Source organism: Bosea sp. PAMC 26642 (assembly GCF_001562255.1).
Taxonomy (GTDB): domain Bacteria; phylum Pseudomonadota; class Alphaproteobacteria; order Rhizobiales; family Beijerinckiaceae; genus Allobosea.
Map to the genome: position 1 here is coordinate 4,125,560 of NZ_CP014301.1, position 16,369 is coordinate 4,141,928.

The 16,369-nt window shown below is 66.4% G+C and carries 16 protein-coding genes; 9 read left to right on the top strand and 7 right to left on the bottom strand.

Annotated elements, in window-relative coordinates; all coding sequences use genetic code 11:
- Positions 1–5: 5 nt before the first annotated feature.
- Both AXW83_RS19880 and thiE read left to right on the top strand, forming a co-directional pair.
- Entirely contained in the window at positions 6–749 is a 744-nt protein-coding gene (locus tag AXW83_RS19880) for a hydroxyethylthiazole kinase (protein ID WP_156640207.1), read from the top strand.
- A complete protein-coding gene (gene thiE, locus AXW83_RS19885; protein WP_066616278.1) occupies positions 746–1,420 on the top strand; it encodes a thiamine phosphate synthase in 675 nt (224 codons plus the stop codon). The genes AXW83_RS19880 and thiE overlap by 4 nt, the downstream gene beginning before the upstream one ends.
- Here thiE and AXW83_RS19890 read toward each other — a convergent pair.
- On the bottom strand, positions 1,374–1,841 hold the full coding sequence (locus AXW83_RS19890; RefSeq protein ID WP_066616281.1) for an Lrp/AsnC family transcriptional regulator: 468 nt from the start codon (positions 1,839–1,841) through the stop codon (positions 1,374–1,376). The two genes, thiE and AXW83_RS19890, sit on opposite strands and share 47 nt — an antisense overlap.
- A 160-nt stretch (positions 1,842–2,001) precedes the next feature.
- Between AXW83_RS19890 and AXW83_RS19895 the strand changes: the two genes are divergently transcribed.
- The 3 genes from AXW83_RS19895 (at position 2,002) to AXW83_RS19905 (ending at position 4,716) form a co-directional block, all read left to right on the top strand.
- The gene (locus AXW83_RS19895) at positions 2,002–3,027 is read left to right on the top strand and encodes an ABC transporter substrate-binding protein (protein ID WP_066616284.1); all 1,026 of its coding nucleotides are present in this window, start codon (positions 2,002–2,004) and stop codon (positions 3,025–3,027) included.
- A gap of 163 nt (positions 3,028–3,190) precedes the next feature.
- Positions 3,191–3,949, top strand: coding sequence for an ABC transporter permease (locus AXW83_RS19900; protein ID WP_066616286.1), 759 nt, complete (start codon positions 3,191–3,193; stop codon positions 3,947–3,949).
- A complete protein-coding gene (locus tag AXW83_RS19905; protein ID WP_236841723.1) occupies positions 3,925–4,716 on the top strand; it encodes an ABC transporter ATP-binding protein in 792 nt (263 codons plus the stop codon). The genes AXW83_RS19900 and AXW83_RS19905 overlap by 25 nt, the downstream gene beginning before the upstream one ends.
- Positions 4,717–4,877: 161 nt before the next feature.
- Here the strand turns inward: AXW83_RS19905 and AXW83_RS19910 are convergent, their stop codons facing one another.
- Positions 4,878–5,729 carry an SDR family NAD(P)-dependent oxidoreductase gene (locus AXW83_RS19910; protein ID WP_066616291.1) on the bottom strand — a complete coding sequence of 284 codons (852 nt, stop codon included), beginning with the start codon at positions 5,727–5,729 and terminating at the stop codon, positions 4,878–4,880.
- 181 nt (positions 5,730–5,910) lie between these two features.
- Between AXW83_RS19910 and AXW83_RS19915 the strand changes: the two genes are divergently transcribed.
- Together AXW83_RS19915 and AXW83_RS19920 are read left to right on the top strand one after the other, a co-directional pair.
- Positions 5,911–8,097, top strand: coding sequence for a protein-disulfide reductase DsbD family protein (locus AXW83_RS19915; protein WP_210179615.1), 2,187 nt, complete (start codon positions 5,911–5,913; stop codon positions 8,095–8,097).
- A gap of 29 nt (positions 8,098–8,126) precedes the next feature.
- Positions 8,127–8,768, top strand: a complete 642-nt coding sequence (locus tag AXW83_RS19920; RefSeq protein ID WP_066616297.1) for a thioredoxin family protein — start codon at positions 8,127–8,129, stop codon at positions 8,766–8,768.
- A 159-nt stretch (positions 8,769–8,927) separates the two neighbouring features.
- Here the strand turns inward: AXW83_RS19920 and AXW83_RS19925 are convergent, their stop codons facing one another.
- The 5 genes from AXW83_RS19925 to ugpB form a co-directional block, all read right to left on the bottom strand.
- The gene (locus AXW83_RS19925; protein WP_066616300.1) at positions 8,928–10,007 is read right to left on the bottom strand and encodes a sn-glycerol-3-phosphate import ATP-binding protein UgpC; all 1,080 of its coding nucleotides are present in this window, start codon (positions 10,005–10,007) and stop codon (positions 8,928–8,930) included.
- A gap of 91 nt (positions 10,008–10,098) precedes the next feature.
- Positions 10,099–10,947, bottom strand: a complete 849-nt coding sequence (ugpE, locus tag AXW83_RS19930) for a sn-glycerol-3-phosphate ABC transporter permease UgpE (protein ID WP_066616302.1) — start codon at positions 10,945–10,947, stop codon at positions 10,099–10,101.
- Positions 10,947–11,705 carry a creatininase family protein gene (locus tag AXW83_RS19935; RefSeq protein WP_066616305.1) on the bottom strand — a complete coding sequence of 253 codons (759 nt, stop codon included), beginning with the start codon at positions 11,703–11,705 and terminating at the stop codon, positions 10,947–10,949. The genes ugpE and AXW83_RS19935 overlap by 1 nt, the downstream gene beginning before the upstream one ends.
- Positions 11,705–12,586, bottom strand: a complete 882-nt coding sequence (gene ugpA / locus AXW83_RS19940) for a sn-glycerol-3-phosphate ABC transporter permease UgpA (RefSeq protein WP_066616309.1) — start codon at positions 12,584–12,586, stop codon at positions 11,705–11,707. Before ugpA ends, AXW83_RS19935 begins: the two co-directional genes overlap by 1 nt.
- A 156-nt stretch (positions 12,587–12,742) precedes the next feature.
- Positions 12,743–14,065, bottom strand: coding sequence for a sn-glycerol-3-phosphate ABC transporter substrate-binding protein UgpB (gene ugpB / locus AXW83_RS19945; protein ID WP_066616311.1), 1,323 nt, complete (start codon positions 14,063–14,065; stop codon positions 12,743–12,745).
- Between the two features lie 198 nt (positions 14,066–14,263).
- Between ugpB and AXW83_RS19950 the strand changes: the two genes are divergently transcribed.
- Together AXW83_RS19950 and AXW83_RS19955 are read left to right on the top strand one after the other, a co-directional pair.
- Positions 14,264–15,439: a fumarylacetoacetate hydrolase family protein gene (locus AXW83_RS19950; RefSeq protein ID WP_066616313.1), complete on the top strand. Its 1,176-nt coding sequence runs from the start codon at positions 14,264–14,266 to the stop codon at positions 15,437–15,439.
- The gene (locus tag AXW83_RS19955) at positions 15,436–16,362 is read left to right on the top strand and encodes a carbohydrate kinase family protein (RefSeq protein ID WP_066616315.1); all 927 of its coding nucleotides are present in this window, start codon (positions 15,436–15,438) and stop codon (positions 16,360–16,362) included. The genes AXW83_RS19950 and AXW83_RS19955 overlap by 4 nt, the downstream gene beginning before the upstream one ends.
- The last annotated feature ends 7 nt before the right edge of the window (positions 16,363–16,369 follow it).

Consider the following 16,369-nt stretch of genomic DNA (forward strand, 5'->3'; position numbering starts at 1 on the left):
TGAGCATGACGACCAACCGCCTCGACGCCGCAGCCGTCGCGGCCATCCTGGGGCGCGTGGCGACGCAGAGGCCGCGCGTGCAGTGCCTGACCAACACCGTAGCGCAGAACATCACCGCCAACATGCTGCTGGCCTTCGGCGCGATCCCGTCCATGGCCATCCATGTCGACGAGGTCGCGGCGATGGCCGATGGTGCCGGCGCGATCCTGATCAACATCGGCACGATCAACGCCGAGAGCGAACTCGCCATCCCCAAGCTGCTGGAGGTGGCGCGCGACAGGGGAAAGCCGCTGGTGTTCGACCCGGTCTTCGTCGAACTTTCGCCCCTGCGCCAGCATGTGGCGCGCGAGGTGCTGCGGCTCAAGGATATCGTGGTGCGCGGCAACGCGACCGAGATGGCCGCGATCGCGCCCGCGATCGAGGCGGCGACCGACCGCAATCTGACGCTGGTCACGACGGGAAAGGTCGACCGGATCGAAGGCGCGGGCGGCTCGTTTTCCGTCGCGCATGGCCACCCGCTGATGACGAAGGTCACCGGCGTCGGCTGCGCGGCGGGCGCGCTGATCGCAGCGGCTTGCGCGGTGGAGAGCGATTTCGCTTTCGCCGCCACGGCCGCGCTCACGGCCTATGGGATCGCCGGCGAGATCGCGGCGGAGCGCTGCCGGGGGCCGGGCTCGTTCGAGATGGAGTTGATCGACGCGGTGGCGGCGATGGACGAAGCGACACTACAGGCGAGAATGGCGGCATGATCCTCGACATCCTCCTCTACGGCATCATCGATCCGCAGATCGCGCAAGGACGGCCGCTCGCCGATCTGGCGCGGGCGGCAGCGCTTGGTGGCGCGACGCTGATCCAGTACCGCGCCAAGGAGGCCTCTACCCGCGAGATGGTCCGCGAGGCCCGGGCGATTCGCGCGGCGCTAGCGGGCACGGCTGTGCCGCTCCTCATCAACGACCGCATCGACGTCGCGCTCGCGGCGGGCGCCGAGGGCGTCCACCTCGGCGCCGACGACATGGACCTCGCTGACGCGCGCCGGCTGCTCGGCGAGGACGCCATCATCGGTGCGACGCTGAAGAATGCCGGCGAACTGCCGTATCTGGCCTCCGCCCGGATCGACTATGCCTGCATCGGCGGGGTGTTTCCGACACAGCACAAGGACAATGCCGGTGCACCGCTCGGTCTCGACGGCTTTTATGCCCTGCGCGATGCGGCGCGCCGGGGGCTGGGAACGCTCCCCATCGGCGCGATCGCCGGGATCACCGCGGCGAATGCGGCGTCGGTTATGGCGGCCGGCGCCGACGGCATCGCCGTCATCGGGTCCATGTTCGGAGGCGACGACGTCACGGCCGCGACGCGCTCCCTGCGGGCGGCGCTCAGGGTTTCGGCAGATCCGGGACGCGGTAGGCCGTCGTCGACTTGATCCGCTCCATGGCGAAGCGTGAGGTGACGTTCTTGAGCGGGATCGTCTCGATAAGCTTCTTGTAGAAGCCGTCATAGGCGGCCATGTCGGCGACCACGACGCGCAGCATGTAGTCGACATCGCCCGCCATCCGGTAGAACTCCATCACCTCGGGCATCGAGGAGACCATCTCGGCGAATTTATCGAGCCATGGGCCGGAATGGTCGGCCGTTTCGATCTGCACGAAGACGGTGAGCCCCAGCCCGATTTTTTCCGGCGCGACCAGTGCGACACGCTTGATGATGACGCCGGACTGCTCGAGCTTCTGGATTCGCTTCCAGCACGGGGTCTGCGAGAGGCCGACCTTGTCGGCCAGTTCGGCGATCGAGATGTTGGCGTCGCCTTGCAGCACCGTCAGGATTTTTCGGTCGATCTGATCCATCTTGCAATCCGTCGATTAGGAGATGAATTATTCTGCCGTCTGCCACTTAGGTAGAATAATTATCTTTTTGAGGTTGCTCTCTTGTTTTCAGATAGAAAATCCTTTTCTCAAACAGTCAAGAGGGCGCGTTTTGGCGCCGCCGCCACGAAGGATTTTATCGATGGACCGCCGCCAGTTCCTGCTCGCCGGCTCTTCGCTTCTCGCAACCGGGACGCTCGCCCCGGCGCGTGCGCAGGCCCCGGTCGCGGCCCGCATCGGCTACATCCCTATCATCGGCACGGCTCCGGTCTTCGTCGCCAACGGCGAGGGCTGGCTGAAGGAGGCCGGTATCGCGCCGACCTTCACGGTGTTCGAATCCGGCCCCAACATGATCGCGGCTTTCGCCTCGGGCACGATCGACTTCTATCTCGCCGGCATCGCGCCGCTGGCGGTGGCGCGCTCGCGCAATGTCGATGTCCGCGTCGTCGCCGCGACCGCGATCGCCGAGAACGTCTTCGTCGCGGCGCCGGCATTGGCGAAGTTCTTCACGCCCGGCACAGCGCCCGCCGCCGCCTTCAAGGCGCATAAGGCTGCCACCGGCAAGGCGGCGCGGCTTGCCACCCAGCCGGCCGGTTCGGTGCCCAACACGGTGCTGCAATACTGGCTCTGGGAGGTCGCCAAGGCCGACAAGGCCGATGTCGAGATCGTCCCCATGGGCATCGACGCGACGCAGCAGGCGGTACTCGCCGCCGCGGTCGAGGGCGCGATCGTGCGCGAGCCGGCGCTGACCATCGTCCAGACCCGCAATCCCGGCATCAAGCTGATCGCCGGCGGACAGGAGCTGTTTCCGGGTCAGCCGGGCACCGTCCTTGCCGCCTCGGGCGCCTTCGTCACCAGGAACCCCGAAGCCGTCCAGAAGATCGTCGACAGCCTGGTACGTGCCGCCGCGCTGATCGCCAAGGAGCCGGACCGGGCGGCGCCGCATATCGGCGCCGCGCTCGGCAAGGGCATCGTCGATCCGGGCCTGATCCGGCAGGCGCTGACATCGCCGGCGTCGACCTTCGAGATCGATCCGCGCAAGATCATTGAGCCGTCGCGGGCGATGCAGACCTATCAGGTCAAGCTCGGTTCGCTCGAGAAGGAATTGCCGTTCGACGGATTGTTCGAGACGCAGTACTACGAGCGCGCGATCAAGGCGGGCGGCTAGCATTCGGCCTTTGAGCGGAAACCCGCCGTCATTCCGGGCGCAGCGAAGCGGAGACCCGGAATCCATCGTATAGAGCCGACTGTGCCTTATGGTGGATTCCGGATCGGCGCGGCTTCGCCGCTGGTCCGGAATGACGGCGGTATGATTTTGAGGCCAGAGTGAGTTGACTGCGCATTCCCTCCGGGCTCCGGCCCTCGCCTGTCTCGGCCTTGTCGCCTTCCTGCTGCTGTGGGAGGCGATACCTTTTTTCGGCATCGTCAATCCGGCTTTCCTGCCGGGGCCGAGCGTGCTTCCGAAGGCGTTCTGGCGTGAGGTCACCTCGGGCGCTTGGCTCACCGCAATCCTCGGCTCGCTCGGGCATTACTTCACCGGCCTGATCGTCGGCTCGGTGCTCGGTGCAGGCCTCGGCGTGCTGGTCGGCATGTCGCGCATCGCCGAGGAGGCGACGGCCTGGGTGGTGCGAGTGCTCCGGCCGATCCCCGGCCTCGCCTGGGTGCCCTTCGCCATCATCTGGTTCGGCGTGAACCCGTCGGCTGCGGTGTTCATCATCGCGATCGGCGTGTTCTGGATCGTCTTCTTCGCGGCCCAGGGCGCGATCCGCGGCGTCGACCGCGACCTGATCGAGGTGGCGGACGCCTTCGGCTTCCGCTCGCCCTGGCAGCGGCTGACCAAGATCCTGCTGCCCGCCGCCATGCCCGGCATTCTCGTGGGAGTACGCACGGCGCTGGGACAGGCCTGGATGGCGGTGGTCGCGGCCGAAATCTTCGGCGTCGCCGGCGTCGGCCAGCGCATGATGCAGGCATCGAGCCTGCTCGCGACCGATATCGTCGTGGTCTACATGCTGACCATGGCCGGGCTTTACGGCTTCCTCGACACGCTGTTCGTGGCGTTCCAGAAATGGGTGCTGCGATGGAAAGCGTGATCGAGAAGACCGTGATCGAGATTCTGGGCCTGTCGCTGACCTTCACGCGCGATGGCGAGCAGACCGAAGTGCTGCGCAAGCTCGACCTGCAGGTGGCGCGCGGCGAGTTCCTAGCGATCGTCGGGCCGTCCGGTGTCGGCAAGTCGACGCTGCTGCGGGTGATCGCGGGACTGGCGCAGCCGAGCGGCGGCGAGGTCGTGATCAACGCGGACGATTCGACGCGCCGGCCGGTCGCGCTGGTCTTCCAGGATTCGCGCCTGCTGCCCTGGCGCAAGGTCGTCTCGAATGTCGGCTTCGGACTCGAAGGGCAGATGACGCGCGCCGAGCGGCTGGCCAGGGCGCATGAGATGCTCGATCTCGTCGGACTGGCACCGCAAGCGCAGCGCTGGCCGCATCAGCTCTCGGGCGGGCAGCGCCAGCGCGTCTCGCTGGCCCGCGCGCTGGCGGTCGATCCCGAAATCCTGCTGATGGACGAGCCTTTTTCGGCGCTTGACGCGCTGACGCGCGAGACTTTGCAGGATGAGCTGATCCGGGTCTGGCAGCGGACCGGAAAGACGGTGCTGTTCGTCACCCACGACATCGACGAGGCGGCCTATCTCGCCGACCGGGTGGTGATCCTCTCGGGCGCGCCGGGCCAGATCATCGCCGAGCACCGGATTTCGGCAGCCCGTCCGCGCAAGCGCGGCGAGGCGGCGGAAGCCGAGATCGTTCGGGCGGTGCGGCTCGGGCTCGGTGCCGATACGGTGACGGACGGGGCTGCGATCTGAGCTTGCCGTCATTCCGGGGCAGGCCGAAGGCCTGAGCCCGGAACCCATAACCTCGGAGCGTGCCGGACATGGTACCGAGGCCGGTCGCATGGCTCGCCGAGGGCAGTGGTTATGGGTTCCGGGCTCATCGCTGCGCGATGCCCCGGAATGACGGCAGGCGCTCACCGCCCCTCGACATGCGCCTTGAACGCCTCCGCGAAGCCCGGATGCCAGCGCGAGAGCGGCGGGCGGTTCTCGATGATGTCGCCCATCGCCCAGGCCATGCGCTTCTCGTCGAGCGCGCGGGTCGCGTCATTGTCAGGGCAGAGGATGTAGAAATCGCCGGCTGTCAGCCGCTCCAGCATGAAATCGACCGTCTGCTCGGGCGTCCAGGCGCCGGCCGGCTTCTCGATGCGGCCCTTGGCGGTCAGCGGCGTGAAGACGAAGCCGGGGATCAGCAGGTGGGCCGTGACTGCGCAGCCTTCCGTCTCGCGCAGTTCGTGCTGCAGCGCCTCAGTGAAGGCTTTCACGGCGGCTTTCGAGACGTTGTAGGCGGGGTCGCCCGGCGGGGTGGTGATGCCCTGCTTGGAGCCGGTGTTGATGATCAGACCGGGCTCGCCCGACGCGATCATGGCCGGCGCGAAGACCTGCGTGCCATGGACGATGCCGCCGAGATTGACCGCAAGGATCTGTTCCCAGCTCTCGGACGGGCCGAAGATCGTGCTGCCAGGCTGGATGCCGGCATTGTTCATCAGCACATGGACCGCCCCGAAACGGGCGACGACCTGCTCGTGCAGCGCCTGGATCGCTTCGCGGCGGGCCACGTCCGTCGGGACGGCGAGCACGTTTTCCGCGCCGACCAGCGTTTCCAGAATCTGGCCGGCCGCCTTCAGCGCCTCGGCGTCGCGGTCGGCGATCACGACCTTCATGCCGCGGCCGGCGAAGGCGCGCGCGGCGGCAAAGCCGATGCCCGAGGCCGCGCCCGTGACGACGGCGACATGGTCTGGAGCAAGGGCCGGGAGCGATGCGGTCATGATATGGCTTTCACGACTCGGACTGTCGGGACACGCAGCTAAGACCATGGCGCGCGGCGACATCATGGCGCTTTGCGCGATCGCCCGCATTGCCTGAAAATGACCGCGTTTTTCGGGCATCACCGGCTTGTCATTGGATTTCAGGCGTGAAATCCGGCATCTGGACGCTGAACTCGACAGGATGACGACGCAGCTCATGGCCTTGATGTCCCGACACGGTTTCTTGCGGCAGGCGGCGCTCGTCCTCGCGCTGCTGGCGCCCGGCCTTGCGCCGGCGGCGGAATCGGCGGCCGTGACGACGCCGCGCGTCTCCGCGACGCTGCTGTCGAGCCGCGATACGGTGACTCCCGGCGAGCGCTTCCAGGTCGCGCTCGTCCAGAAGATTTCCAAGGGCTGGCACACCTATTGGCAGAACCCCGGCGATTCGGGCGAGGCGACGAGGATCGAATGGGCGCTGCCGGCGGGCCTGAGCGCCGGCGAGATCCAGTGGCCGGCGCCGAAGGCGCTGCCGGTCGAGCCGCTGGTGAATTTTGGCTTCGAGGGCACATTGCTGCTGCCGGTCGAGATTGCCGTGCCGGCCGACGCCAAGCCCGGGCAGACGATCACCCTGAAGGCGAACGCGACCTGGCTGGTCTGCGAAAAGATCTGCATTCCCGAAGAGGGCTCCTTCACGCTCGATCTGCCGGTGGCGCAGGCCGCGGTCGTCGACGAGTCAGCGCAGGCGCGCATCGATCAGGCACGGGCAATTCTGCCGCAACCGGCCGACTTCAAGGGGAGGCTGAGCGCAGAGGGTGAGTCATTGTTGCTGGCGCTGCCGGGCATCGCCGCCGATATCCGCGACCTGCGCTTCTTTCCGTTGTCGGACACGCTGATCGACCATGCCGCGCCGCAGCCGATGACGGCGGACAGCAATGGCGTGACGCTGCAGCTGGCGCGATCGAGCGCGTTCAAGCTGACGAATGCCGAGCTGTCGGGTGTCCTGACCTACAAGGACGGCGGCGTGCCGCGCTCGCTCGCGCTCACCGCCGAGGCGGCGCCTGCTTTGGTGACGGCGGCAGGACAAGCCGCATCCGCGCCGCGTCCGGCCGTAGTGCGCCTGCCGATGCCCGTCGAGGGCGCCGATCTGACGCTCTGGGCTGCGCTCGCCTTTGCCTTTCTCGGCGGGCTGATCCTCAACCTGATGCCCTGCGTGCTGCCGGTGCTGTTCATCAAGGCGCTCGGCTTCGCGCAGCTGGCGCGGGCCAGCCGCAGCGAGGTGCGCGAGCAGGGGCTGCTGTTCCTCGCTGGTGTCGTGTCCACCTTCATGGTTCTGGCCGGCATCGTGATCGGCTTCGCGGCGCTCGGTTCGGGCGTCGGCTGGGGTTTCCAGCTGCAGTCGCCGCCGCTGGTGATCGCGCTTGCCGTGGTGATGACGCTGATCGGCTTCAATCTGCTTGGCGCCTTCGAGGTCGGCACTTCGGTGCAGGGTGTCGGCCATGGGCTGGCGAGCCGGGGGGGGCGTGTCGGCGCCTTCATGACCGGAGCGCTCGCGGTCGTCGTCGCCACGCCCTGCACGGCGCCGTTCATGGGCGCGGCGATGGGTTATGCGGTGACGCAGCCGCCTGCGCTGGGGCTTGCCGTGTTCATGGCGCTGGCGCTGGGTTTTGCGCTGCCCGTCGTTGCGCTCTCCTTCGCGCCGGGGCTGCTGAGGCTACTGCCGAAGCCGGGCCGCTGGATGGTCGTCCTGAAACAGGCCTTCGCCTTCCCGATGTTTGCGACCGCGATCTGGCTGATCTGGGTCGCCTCGGTACAGAGTGGTCCGGGCGGCGTGCTGGCGGCGCTGGTCGCGGTGCTGGCGGCGGGCTTCATCGTCTGGCTGTCGGGCGTGTCGCGCGACTCCGGCCGGGCCCGTCTCATCGGTTCGGCTCTCGGCGTCGTCGCAGCGTTCGGCGCGGGCTGGTTCGTGCTGCAGAGCGCGGTGCCGAGCGCCACGAGCGAGGCGCGCGCCGCCGATACGCAGGTCTGGACGCCCGAGCGCGTCATGGCGCTGCAGGCGGAAGGGCGGCCGGTCTTCGTCAACTTCACCGCCGCCTGGTGCATCACCTGCCTGGCCAATGAGCGCGTCGCGCTCTCGCGGCAGGAGGTCAAGGAGGCCTTCGCCGAACTCAAGGTCGCCTATCTCAAGGCCGACTGGACCAACCGCAATTCCGCGATCGCCCAGGCGCTGGCAGAGCAGGGCCGGGCCGGCGTGCCGCTCTATCTGTTTTATCCGGGCAAGCGCGACGGTCAGGCCGAGATCCTGCCGCAACTGCTGACACCCGACTCGCTGATCACGGCCGCAAGGCGCGCGGCCGGGCTCGATCTCAAGACGGTCGCGAACCGGCCTTGAACTTCACCCCAAACCGGAGGAGACGCACCATGACGGCCCATCAGACCTGCAAGACCTTCATCGCCGGCCTCGCTTTTGCCAGTCTCGCATTCGCAGCTGGCCCTGTTCTGGCGCAAGGCGCCGCCAAGGTCGGGGCGCCCGCCCCCGCCTTCCAGGCCATCGACGCCGACGGCAAGACCCGCAATCTTGCTGAGTTCGCCGGCAAGACCGTGATCCTGGAATGGACCAACCACGATTGCCCCTATGTCCGGAAGCACTACAACAGCGCCACCATGCAGGGCCTGCAGAAGGACATGGCAAAGGAGGGCGTCGTCTGGCTCTCGGTGATCTCCTCGCCCATCGGCGAGCAGGGCCATGTCGAGGGACCCATGGCCAAGGAGCTGACCGCCAAGCGTGACGCCGCTCCTGCCGCCGTGCTGCTCGACCCCGACAGCAAGGTCGCCCGCGCCTATGGCGCAACGACGACGCCGCACATGTATATCGTCGATCCGAAGGGGACGCTCGCCTATATGGGCGCGATCGACGACAAGCCGTCCTCTAGCGCCGCGAGCCTGACCGGCGCCAAGAGCTATGTCCGGCAGGCCGTAGCCGAGCTGAAGGCTGGCAAGCCGGTCAGCGAGGCGAGCACGAAGTCCTATGGCTGCGCGGTGAAGTACGCGCCGGTCTCGTAAGGACCAACGACTGCATTCATACGCGCCGTCATTCCGGGCGCAGCGAAGCGGAGACCCGGAATCCATCGTAGAGCGCAATGCCCTTCGATGGATTCCGGATCGGCGCGGCTTCGCCGCTTGTCCGGAATGACGGCAAGTTTTTGTCGAGCGGCAGCGAGCTTACGTCCGCCCCAGCCTTGCACCCGTCGTCACGTCGAACACGTGCACCCGGTCGGGGTCGACCGTGATCCACAGACGGCCGGGCTTGGCCGAGACGACGTCGGTCGCCGCCTGCATGACGAAGGGCAGGCCAGACAACTGGCCGTGGAAAAGCTGCGTCGCGCCCAGTTCCTCGATGAACTCGACGTCGAAGGGCAGCGAGCCGGCGGCGCCCTCCGAGGCGATCTCGACATCCTCGGGCCTAAGGCCCACCTCGACGGCGGACCCCGTCGTCAGATCCTCGCGCAGGTCGCGCGCCTCGAGGATCGCATCGCCGAGCGCGACGATGCCGGGGCCGTCGATCGTGCCGGGCAGGATGTTCATCGGCGGCGAGCCGATGAAGGTCGCAACGAACTTGCTGGCGGGCTTTTTGTAGACCTCGGCCGGCAGTCCGATCTGCTCGACCTGGCCGCCATTCATCACCACGAGCTTGTCCGACAGTGTCATCGCCTCGACCTGGTCGTGCGTGACGTAGATCGCGGTGACGCCGAGCGCGCGCTGCAGCTTCTTGATCTCGACACGCATCTGCACGCGCAGCTTGGCGTCGAGGTTGGAAAGCGGCTCGTCGAACAGGAAGACCTGCGGCTTGCGCACGATGGCGCGGCCCATGGCGACGCGCTGGCGCTGACCGCCCGAAAGCTGGCGCGGGCGGCGGTCGAGCAACGGCTCGATGGCGAGAATGCGCGCGGCTTCCTTCACGCGCCTGTCGATCTCGTCCTTGGGGGTGCCGAGATTGCGCAGGCCATAGGACATGTTCTCGTAGACGCTCATATGCGGGTAGAGCGCGTAGTTCTGGAAGACCATGGCGATGTCGCGTTCCGCCGGCCCGATCTCGTTGACGACGCGATCGCCGATCGAGACCTCGCCGGCCGAGATCGTCTCCAGACCCGCCACCATGCGCAGCAGCGTGGACTTGCCGCAGCCGGACGGGCCGACGAGCACGCAGAAGCCGCCATCGGGAATGTCGAAGGACACGCCCTTCACGGCTTCGACGCCGCCGAAATAGACCTTCTTGACGTTGGTGAGGGTGACCTGGGCCATGGGATTCCTGGGCAGTAGGCAATCGGCAGTAGGCAGTCGGGTTGGAAGGATGGGCGCTCGACTGCCTACTGCCGACTGCCCATTGCCGAACTTACTTCTCCGTCTCCACCAGGCCCTTGACGAAGAGCCGCTGCATCAGGACGACGACGAGGACGGGCGGCAGCATCGCCAGCATGGCGGTGGCCATGGCGAGCTGCCATTCGGTGAGGGCGTCGGAGGTAACGATCATCTTCTTGATGCCGATGACGATGGTCTGCATCGAGTCCTTGGTCGTCACCAGCAGCGGCCAGAGATACTGGTTCCAGCCATAGATGAACTGGATCACGAACAGCGCCGCGATCGTGGTGATCGAGAGCGGGATGACCGTGTCCTTGAAGAACCTGAAGGGGCCGGCGCCGTCGATCCTGGAGGCCTCCAGCAGTTCGTCGGGGATGGTCATGAAGAACTGCCGGAACAGCAGCGTGCCGGTGGCCGACGCGATCAGCGGGATGGCGAGCCCCTGATAGGTGTCGAGCATCCGCAGGTCGGAGACGACCTTGAAGGTCGGGAAGATGCGGACCTCGACCGGCAGCATCAGCGTGACGAAGATGATCCAGAACGCCGCCATCCGGAACGGGAAGCGGTAATAGACGATGGCATAGGCCGACAGCACCGAGATGAGGATTTTCCCCAGCGCGATCGCCATCGCCATGATGAAGGAATTCAGCATCATGCCGGCGACGGGTTCGCGCGTCGTGCCAGAGGTGCCGACAAAGAGGATCTTGTAGTAGTTCTCGAAGAAATACGGTCCCGGATAAAGCGGCAGTTGGCCGTTGATGATGGTGGACGCATCCCAGGTCGAGGCGACGAAGGTGAGCCAGACCGGGAAGGCGACGATCAGCACGCCGATCGTCAGGATGATGTAGGCGATGATGTCGCCCAGGCGGCGGTCCTCGACCATCAGGCCGTTCCTCCGGTTTCGCGCAACAGCCGCACCAGCGCATCGGCCGACGCGTCGATGAAGGTTCGTCCCTTTTCGGGTGTGGCGCGGCGGGCATCGCCGATGACGCCGGTCTGCGTCATGTCCCGGAACGGGCGATAGCGCACGACGGTGGGAGCCATCAAGGCGGCCGGGTCGGCATCGCGCATACCGAACGCCTCGCTCAGGCGATCCTCGCGCACGAGATCGGGCGCCAACGCCATCATCATCGAAGTCTCGACCTCGCAGGCATGCATCACGCTGGTCTGGTCCTGCATCGTCGGCGCCATGTCTTTCTGGGCGAGCAGGAAATAGGTTGTCGCCAGAATGCGCAGTTTCGTCTCTCTCGCGAAGTCCGGCAGGAAGGCCGAGAGGGCCGCGATGTTGCCGCCATGGCCGTTGACGATGACGACGCGGTGGAAGCCGTGCCGCTCGATGCTTTTCAGCAGGGCGAGCAGGACCGCGCGATAGGTCGGGATGTCGAAGGTGAAGGTGCCGCCGAAGGCCATGTGATGCTCGGCCATGCCGCACCACAGCGTCGGCGCCACGACGACCTCGACATCCCCGGCGCGCTCGGCGGCCGTCTTGCAGACCGCCCCGCACAGGATGGTATCGACGCCGACGGCCAGATGCGGCCCGTGCTGCTCCATCGAGGCGACCGGCAGCACCACGACGGCGTCGGCCGCAGCCCTGGCGCGCAGTTCTTCGGCGGTGAGTTCGCTCCACAGCACCGAGGCCATCAGTAGCTCACCTTGCGCTCGATGAAGCGGAACTGCACTGCCGTCATGCCGATCACCATGATCAGCAGGATGACCGACTGCGCCGCCGAGCCGCCGAGATTGGAGCCGCCCTTGCCGTCGGAATAAACCTTGTAGACCAGTGTCTCGGTCTGGCCCGAGGGGCCGCCGCCGGTGACGGTGTCGATGATGCCGAAGGTGTCGAAGAAGACGTAGACGATGTTGACGACGAGCAGGAAGAAGGTCGTCGGCGAGAGCAGCGGGAAGACGATCGTCCAGAAGCGCCGCCAGGGCCGCGCTCCATCGATCACGGCGGCCTCGATCACGCTCTTGGGGATCGATTGCAGGCCGGCGAGGAAGAACAGGAAATTGTAGCTGATCTGCTTCCAGGTCGCTGCCAGAATGACCAGCAGCATCGCGTCGTTGCCGTTCAGCCGCGGATTCCATGCGATGCCCAGATTGGACAGCCCGCGCGCCAGCATCCCGAGCGACGGATCGAACATGAAGAGCCAGAGCACGCCGGCCACGGCCGGCGCGACCGCATAGGGCCAGATCAGCAGGGTCTTGTAGATCTCGGCGCCCCGGATTTGCCGGTCGGCCATCACGGCGAAGAGCAGCGCCAGGCCAAGCGACAGGACGCAGACGAAGGACGAGAAGATCGCGGTGTTCCAGAAAGCCTTGAGATAGCCGGGATCGGAGAACAGCAGCTGGTAGTTCTCGAACCAGACGAACTCGGTCGAGGTGCCGAAGGCGTCCTGAAGCAGGAAGCTCTGCCAGACCGCCTGGCTCGCCGGCCAGTAGAAGAACAGCACGGTGATCACCAGCTGCGGGGCCAGCAGCAGGAGAGGGACCGTCAATCCAGTGAAGTAGGCGTTCTTCTGCATGGCAAGCACTGCTCGTGTCATTCCGGGGCTTCGCGTAGCGAAGAACCCGGAACCCACGACCGGGTGAGAGTTGTCAAAGGCGCAACCTGAAGGTTCCGCCCAGTCGTGGGTTCCGGGTTCGGCCCATTCGGGCCGCCCCGGAACGACAGGAGGGGGTCAGCGCGACGCGGTCCGCTCGAACTGGCGCAGCATCTGGTTGCCGCGCTCGACGGCGGCATCGAGCGCCGCCTTGGGCGTCTTCTGGCCGTTCAGCGCCGCTTCCAGCTCTTCGGACCAGATGTCGCGAATCTGGACGAGGCTGCCGAAACGCAGGCCGCGCGAATTTTCCGTCGGCTCCTTGTTGTTGAGCTCGAGCAGCGGCGTTTCGAGATAGGGCTTGTCCTTGTAGAAGCCCGAGGCCTTGACCTTCTCGTAGGCCGCCTTGGTGATCGGCAGATAGCCCGACTCGGTATGCAGCTTCACCTGGCGATCGACATCCGAGAGGAAGGTGAAGAACTTGGCGACACCCTTGTATTCGGCAGCCGACTTGCCGCCCATCACCCACAGCGAGGCGCCGCCGATGATCGAGTTCTGCGGCGCGCCGGCGGCTTCGGGATAATACGGCATCGGCGCATTCGCCCAGTCGAATTTGGCGTTGGCGCGGACATTGCCGAAGAAGGCCGAGGAGGTCAGCATGATCGGGCATTCGCCCGAGGTGAAGCGGCCCTCGCCGGTGTTGGTACGTCCGGAATAGTCGTAGGTCTTGTCCTTCTGCAGCTCGACCAGGTTGGTCCAGTGCTTGAGGAAGAGCGGGCTGTTGAAGTTCAGCACCGTGTCGAAGCCGTCGAGCCCGTTCGCCTTGGTGGCGATCGGGATGTTGTGCCAGGCGCCGAACTGCTCGATGTTGGCCCAGGTCGCCCAGGCATTGGTGAAGCCGCATTTGTCGAAGCCGGCGGCCTTCAGCTTCTTCCCGGCCTCGAAGACCTCAGGCCAGGTCTTGGGCGGCGCGTCGGGGTTCAGGCCGGCCTTCTTGAAGGCGTCCTTGTTGTACCACATCACCATCGACGACGAGTTGAACGGCATCGAGAGCATGTCGCCCTTGGCCGTCGAATAGTAGCCGGTGATGGCGGGCAGATAGCTCTTGGGGTCGAATGCTTCGCCGGCTTCCTTCATCAGTTCGAAGACCGGCTTCACGGCGCCCTTGGCGGACATCATCGTGCCGGTGCCGACCTCGAAGACCTGCAGGATGTGCGGCGCGGCATTGGCGCGGAAGGCGGCGATGCCGGCGTTCAGCGTGTCCGGATAGGAGCCCTTATAGGCCGGAACGATCTTGTAGTCCTTCTGCGAGGCGTTGAAGTCCTCGGCCAGCTTCACGACGACATCGTTGTTGGCGCCGGTCAGCGCGTGCCACCACTGGATCTCGGTCTGCGCCAGCGCCGGAGCGGAAGCGGCCATCGCGACTGTCGCGACGGACATCAGGATCATCGATTTCACGGTCATCTTCGTCTCCCTTTCCACCCTGCATCGTCTTGGGTGGCTCTTGTCGTTGGTGCGCAAGCTAGCATGAAGCCGAGGTGACGTTTCAATGACAAAATGACGACGGTCCTCGATGATGCGATGTGCGCTCTCGGCTCTTGCACATTGCGCCGGAAGCGGCTGTTCTCCGCACCCTCCTTTCCACGACGATGGATGTCCGCCATGTCGCTATCCCTCACACCTGCCAACACGCTGCCGGCAGATGCCGCAAGCGCGACACTGGTCGGCCGCGCCTGGCTGCCGGATGTTGCAGGCCCCGCCGTGGTCGTCCTGCGCGAGGGCCAGCTGATGGACATCAGCCGCACGTTTCCGACGACGCGCGACCTGTGCGAGGCGAAAGATCCGGCCGGCGCTGCAAAGGCTGCGAGCGGCACGCCCATCGGTCCGCTTGCCGACATCCTGGCGAACACACCCGTCGATGCCCGCGATGCCAGAAGGCCCTGGCTGCTCTCGCCGCTCGACTTGCAGGCCGTGAAGGCGGCCGGCGTCACCTTCGCGGTCTCGATGCTGGAGCGCGTCATCGAGGAGAAGGCGCGCGGCAATCCGGCCGCCGCCGTCGCCATTCGCGAAGAAATCGGCAAGCTGATCGGCGACGATCTCTCGAAGCTGAAGCCTGGCTCGCCCGAGGCAATGCATCTCAAGGAGGTGCTGATCAAGCAGGGCGCCTGGAGCCAGTATCTCGAGGTCGGCATCGGGCCCGACGCCGAGATCTTCACCAAGGCCCCGTCGATGTCCTCGGTCGGCACCGGTTACGACGCGGGCCTCCATCCCGCCTCGACCTGGAACAACCCGGAGCCGGAGGTCGTGCTGATCGTCGCCTCGACAGGGATCATCGTCGGCGCGACGCTCGGCAACGACGTCAACCTGCGCGATGTCGAGGGGCGTTCGGCGCTGCTGCTCGGCAAGGCGAAGGACAACAATGCCTCGGCGACGGTCGGGCCGTTCATTCGCCTCTTCGATTCCGGCTTCACGCTCGACCATGTCCGCAACACCACCGTGACGCTGACGGTGGAAGGCGAGGACGGCTTCCGGCTCGAAGGCTCGTCCTCGATCGCGAAGATCAGCCGCGACCCGGCCGATCTCGCCGGCCAGATGCTGAATGCCAACCACCAGTATCCTGACGGCGCGGCGCTCTATCTCGGCACCATGTTCGCGCCGATCCAGGACCGCGACACGCCCGGCGGCGGCTTTACCCACAAGCAGGGCGACATCGTCACCATCGCTGCGCCGGAGCTGGGTGCGCTCGTCAATCGTATGCGCCGCTGCGACGCCTGCGAGCACTGGACCTTCGGCACCTCGCATCTGATGCGCAATCTGGCGAAGCGCGGATTGCTGTGAGCGGTCCGGCGATCCTCGTCGTTGGCGAGGCGATCGGCGATTTCATCCCGCGCGACGGCGAGGGCCGGCACTACGAGGCGGTGCTCGGCGGCTCGGGCTTCAACGCCGCGCTGGCACTGGCCCGCTTCGGAGCGGATGTCGGCTATGCGGGCGCGCTCTCGACCGATGCGCTTGGGCAGCGCTTTCGCGCGGCTCTGGCGGTGGAGGGCATCGACGATAGGCGCGTTGTCGCGAGCGACCGCCCCAGTGCCGTCGCCATCGTCGCGCCGCTGGGAGCGGACGGCGTGCCGGCCTTCGGTCTCTATCTCGACGGCACCGCTCACGGCGAACCCGACGGCGTGCCGCGCGAGTGCCCCGAAGCTGTCCTCCATCTTCACGCCGCCTCCTTCGGCGCGACGGCAGGTCCATCGGGTGAAGCGACGCTGGCGTTGATCGAGAGCGCCCGGAGAAGGGGCGCCAGCACCAGCTACGACGTGAACATCCGTCCCTCGGCGTTGCCGCCGCATGACGAAGCGACGCGGTTGATCGAGCAGCGGGTGGCGCGCGCCGACATCGTCAAGGTCAGCCTCGACGATCTGGACTGGCTCTACCCCGGCAAGACGGCCGACGAAGTGTCGATGGACTGGCGTGGTCTTGGCGCCCGCATCGTCCTGATGACCAGGGGGATGGACGGAGCAGTCCATGACGGGCCGGCCGGAACATTCGCTATGCCGTCTCCCTCGGTCGTGGTTGCCGATACGGTGGGAGCAGGCGACACCTTCATCGGCGGCTTCCTGGCCGTGCTTGCGGCGCGAGACAGGCTCGGGACGGGGCTGGCCAAGGCGGCCAGAGGCGATCTCGAAGCGGCGCTCGCATTCGCCTGCGAGGTGGCTGCCGACAGCTGCACCAAACCGGGCTGCGATCCGCCGCGACGCTCGCAATGATGGTGGA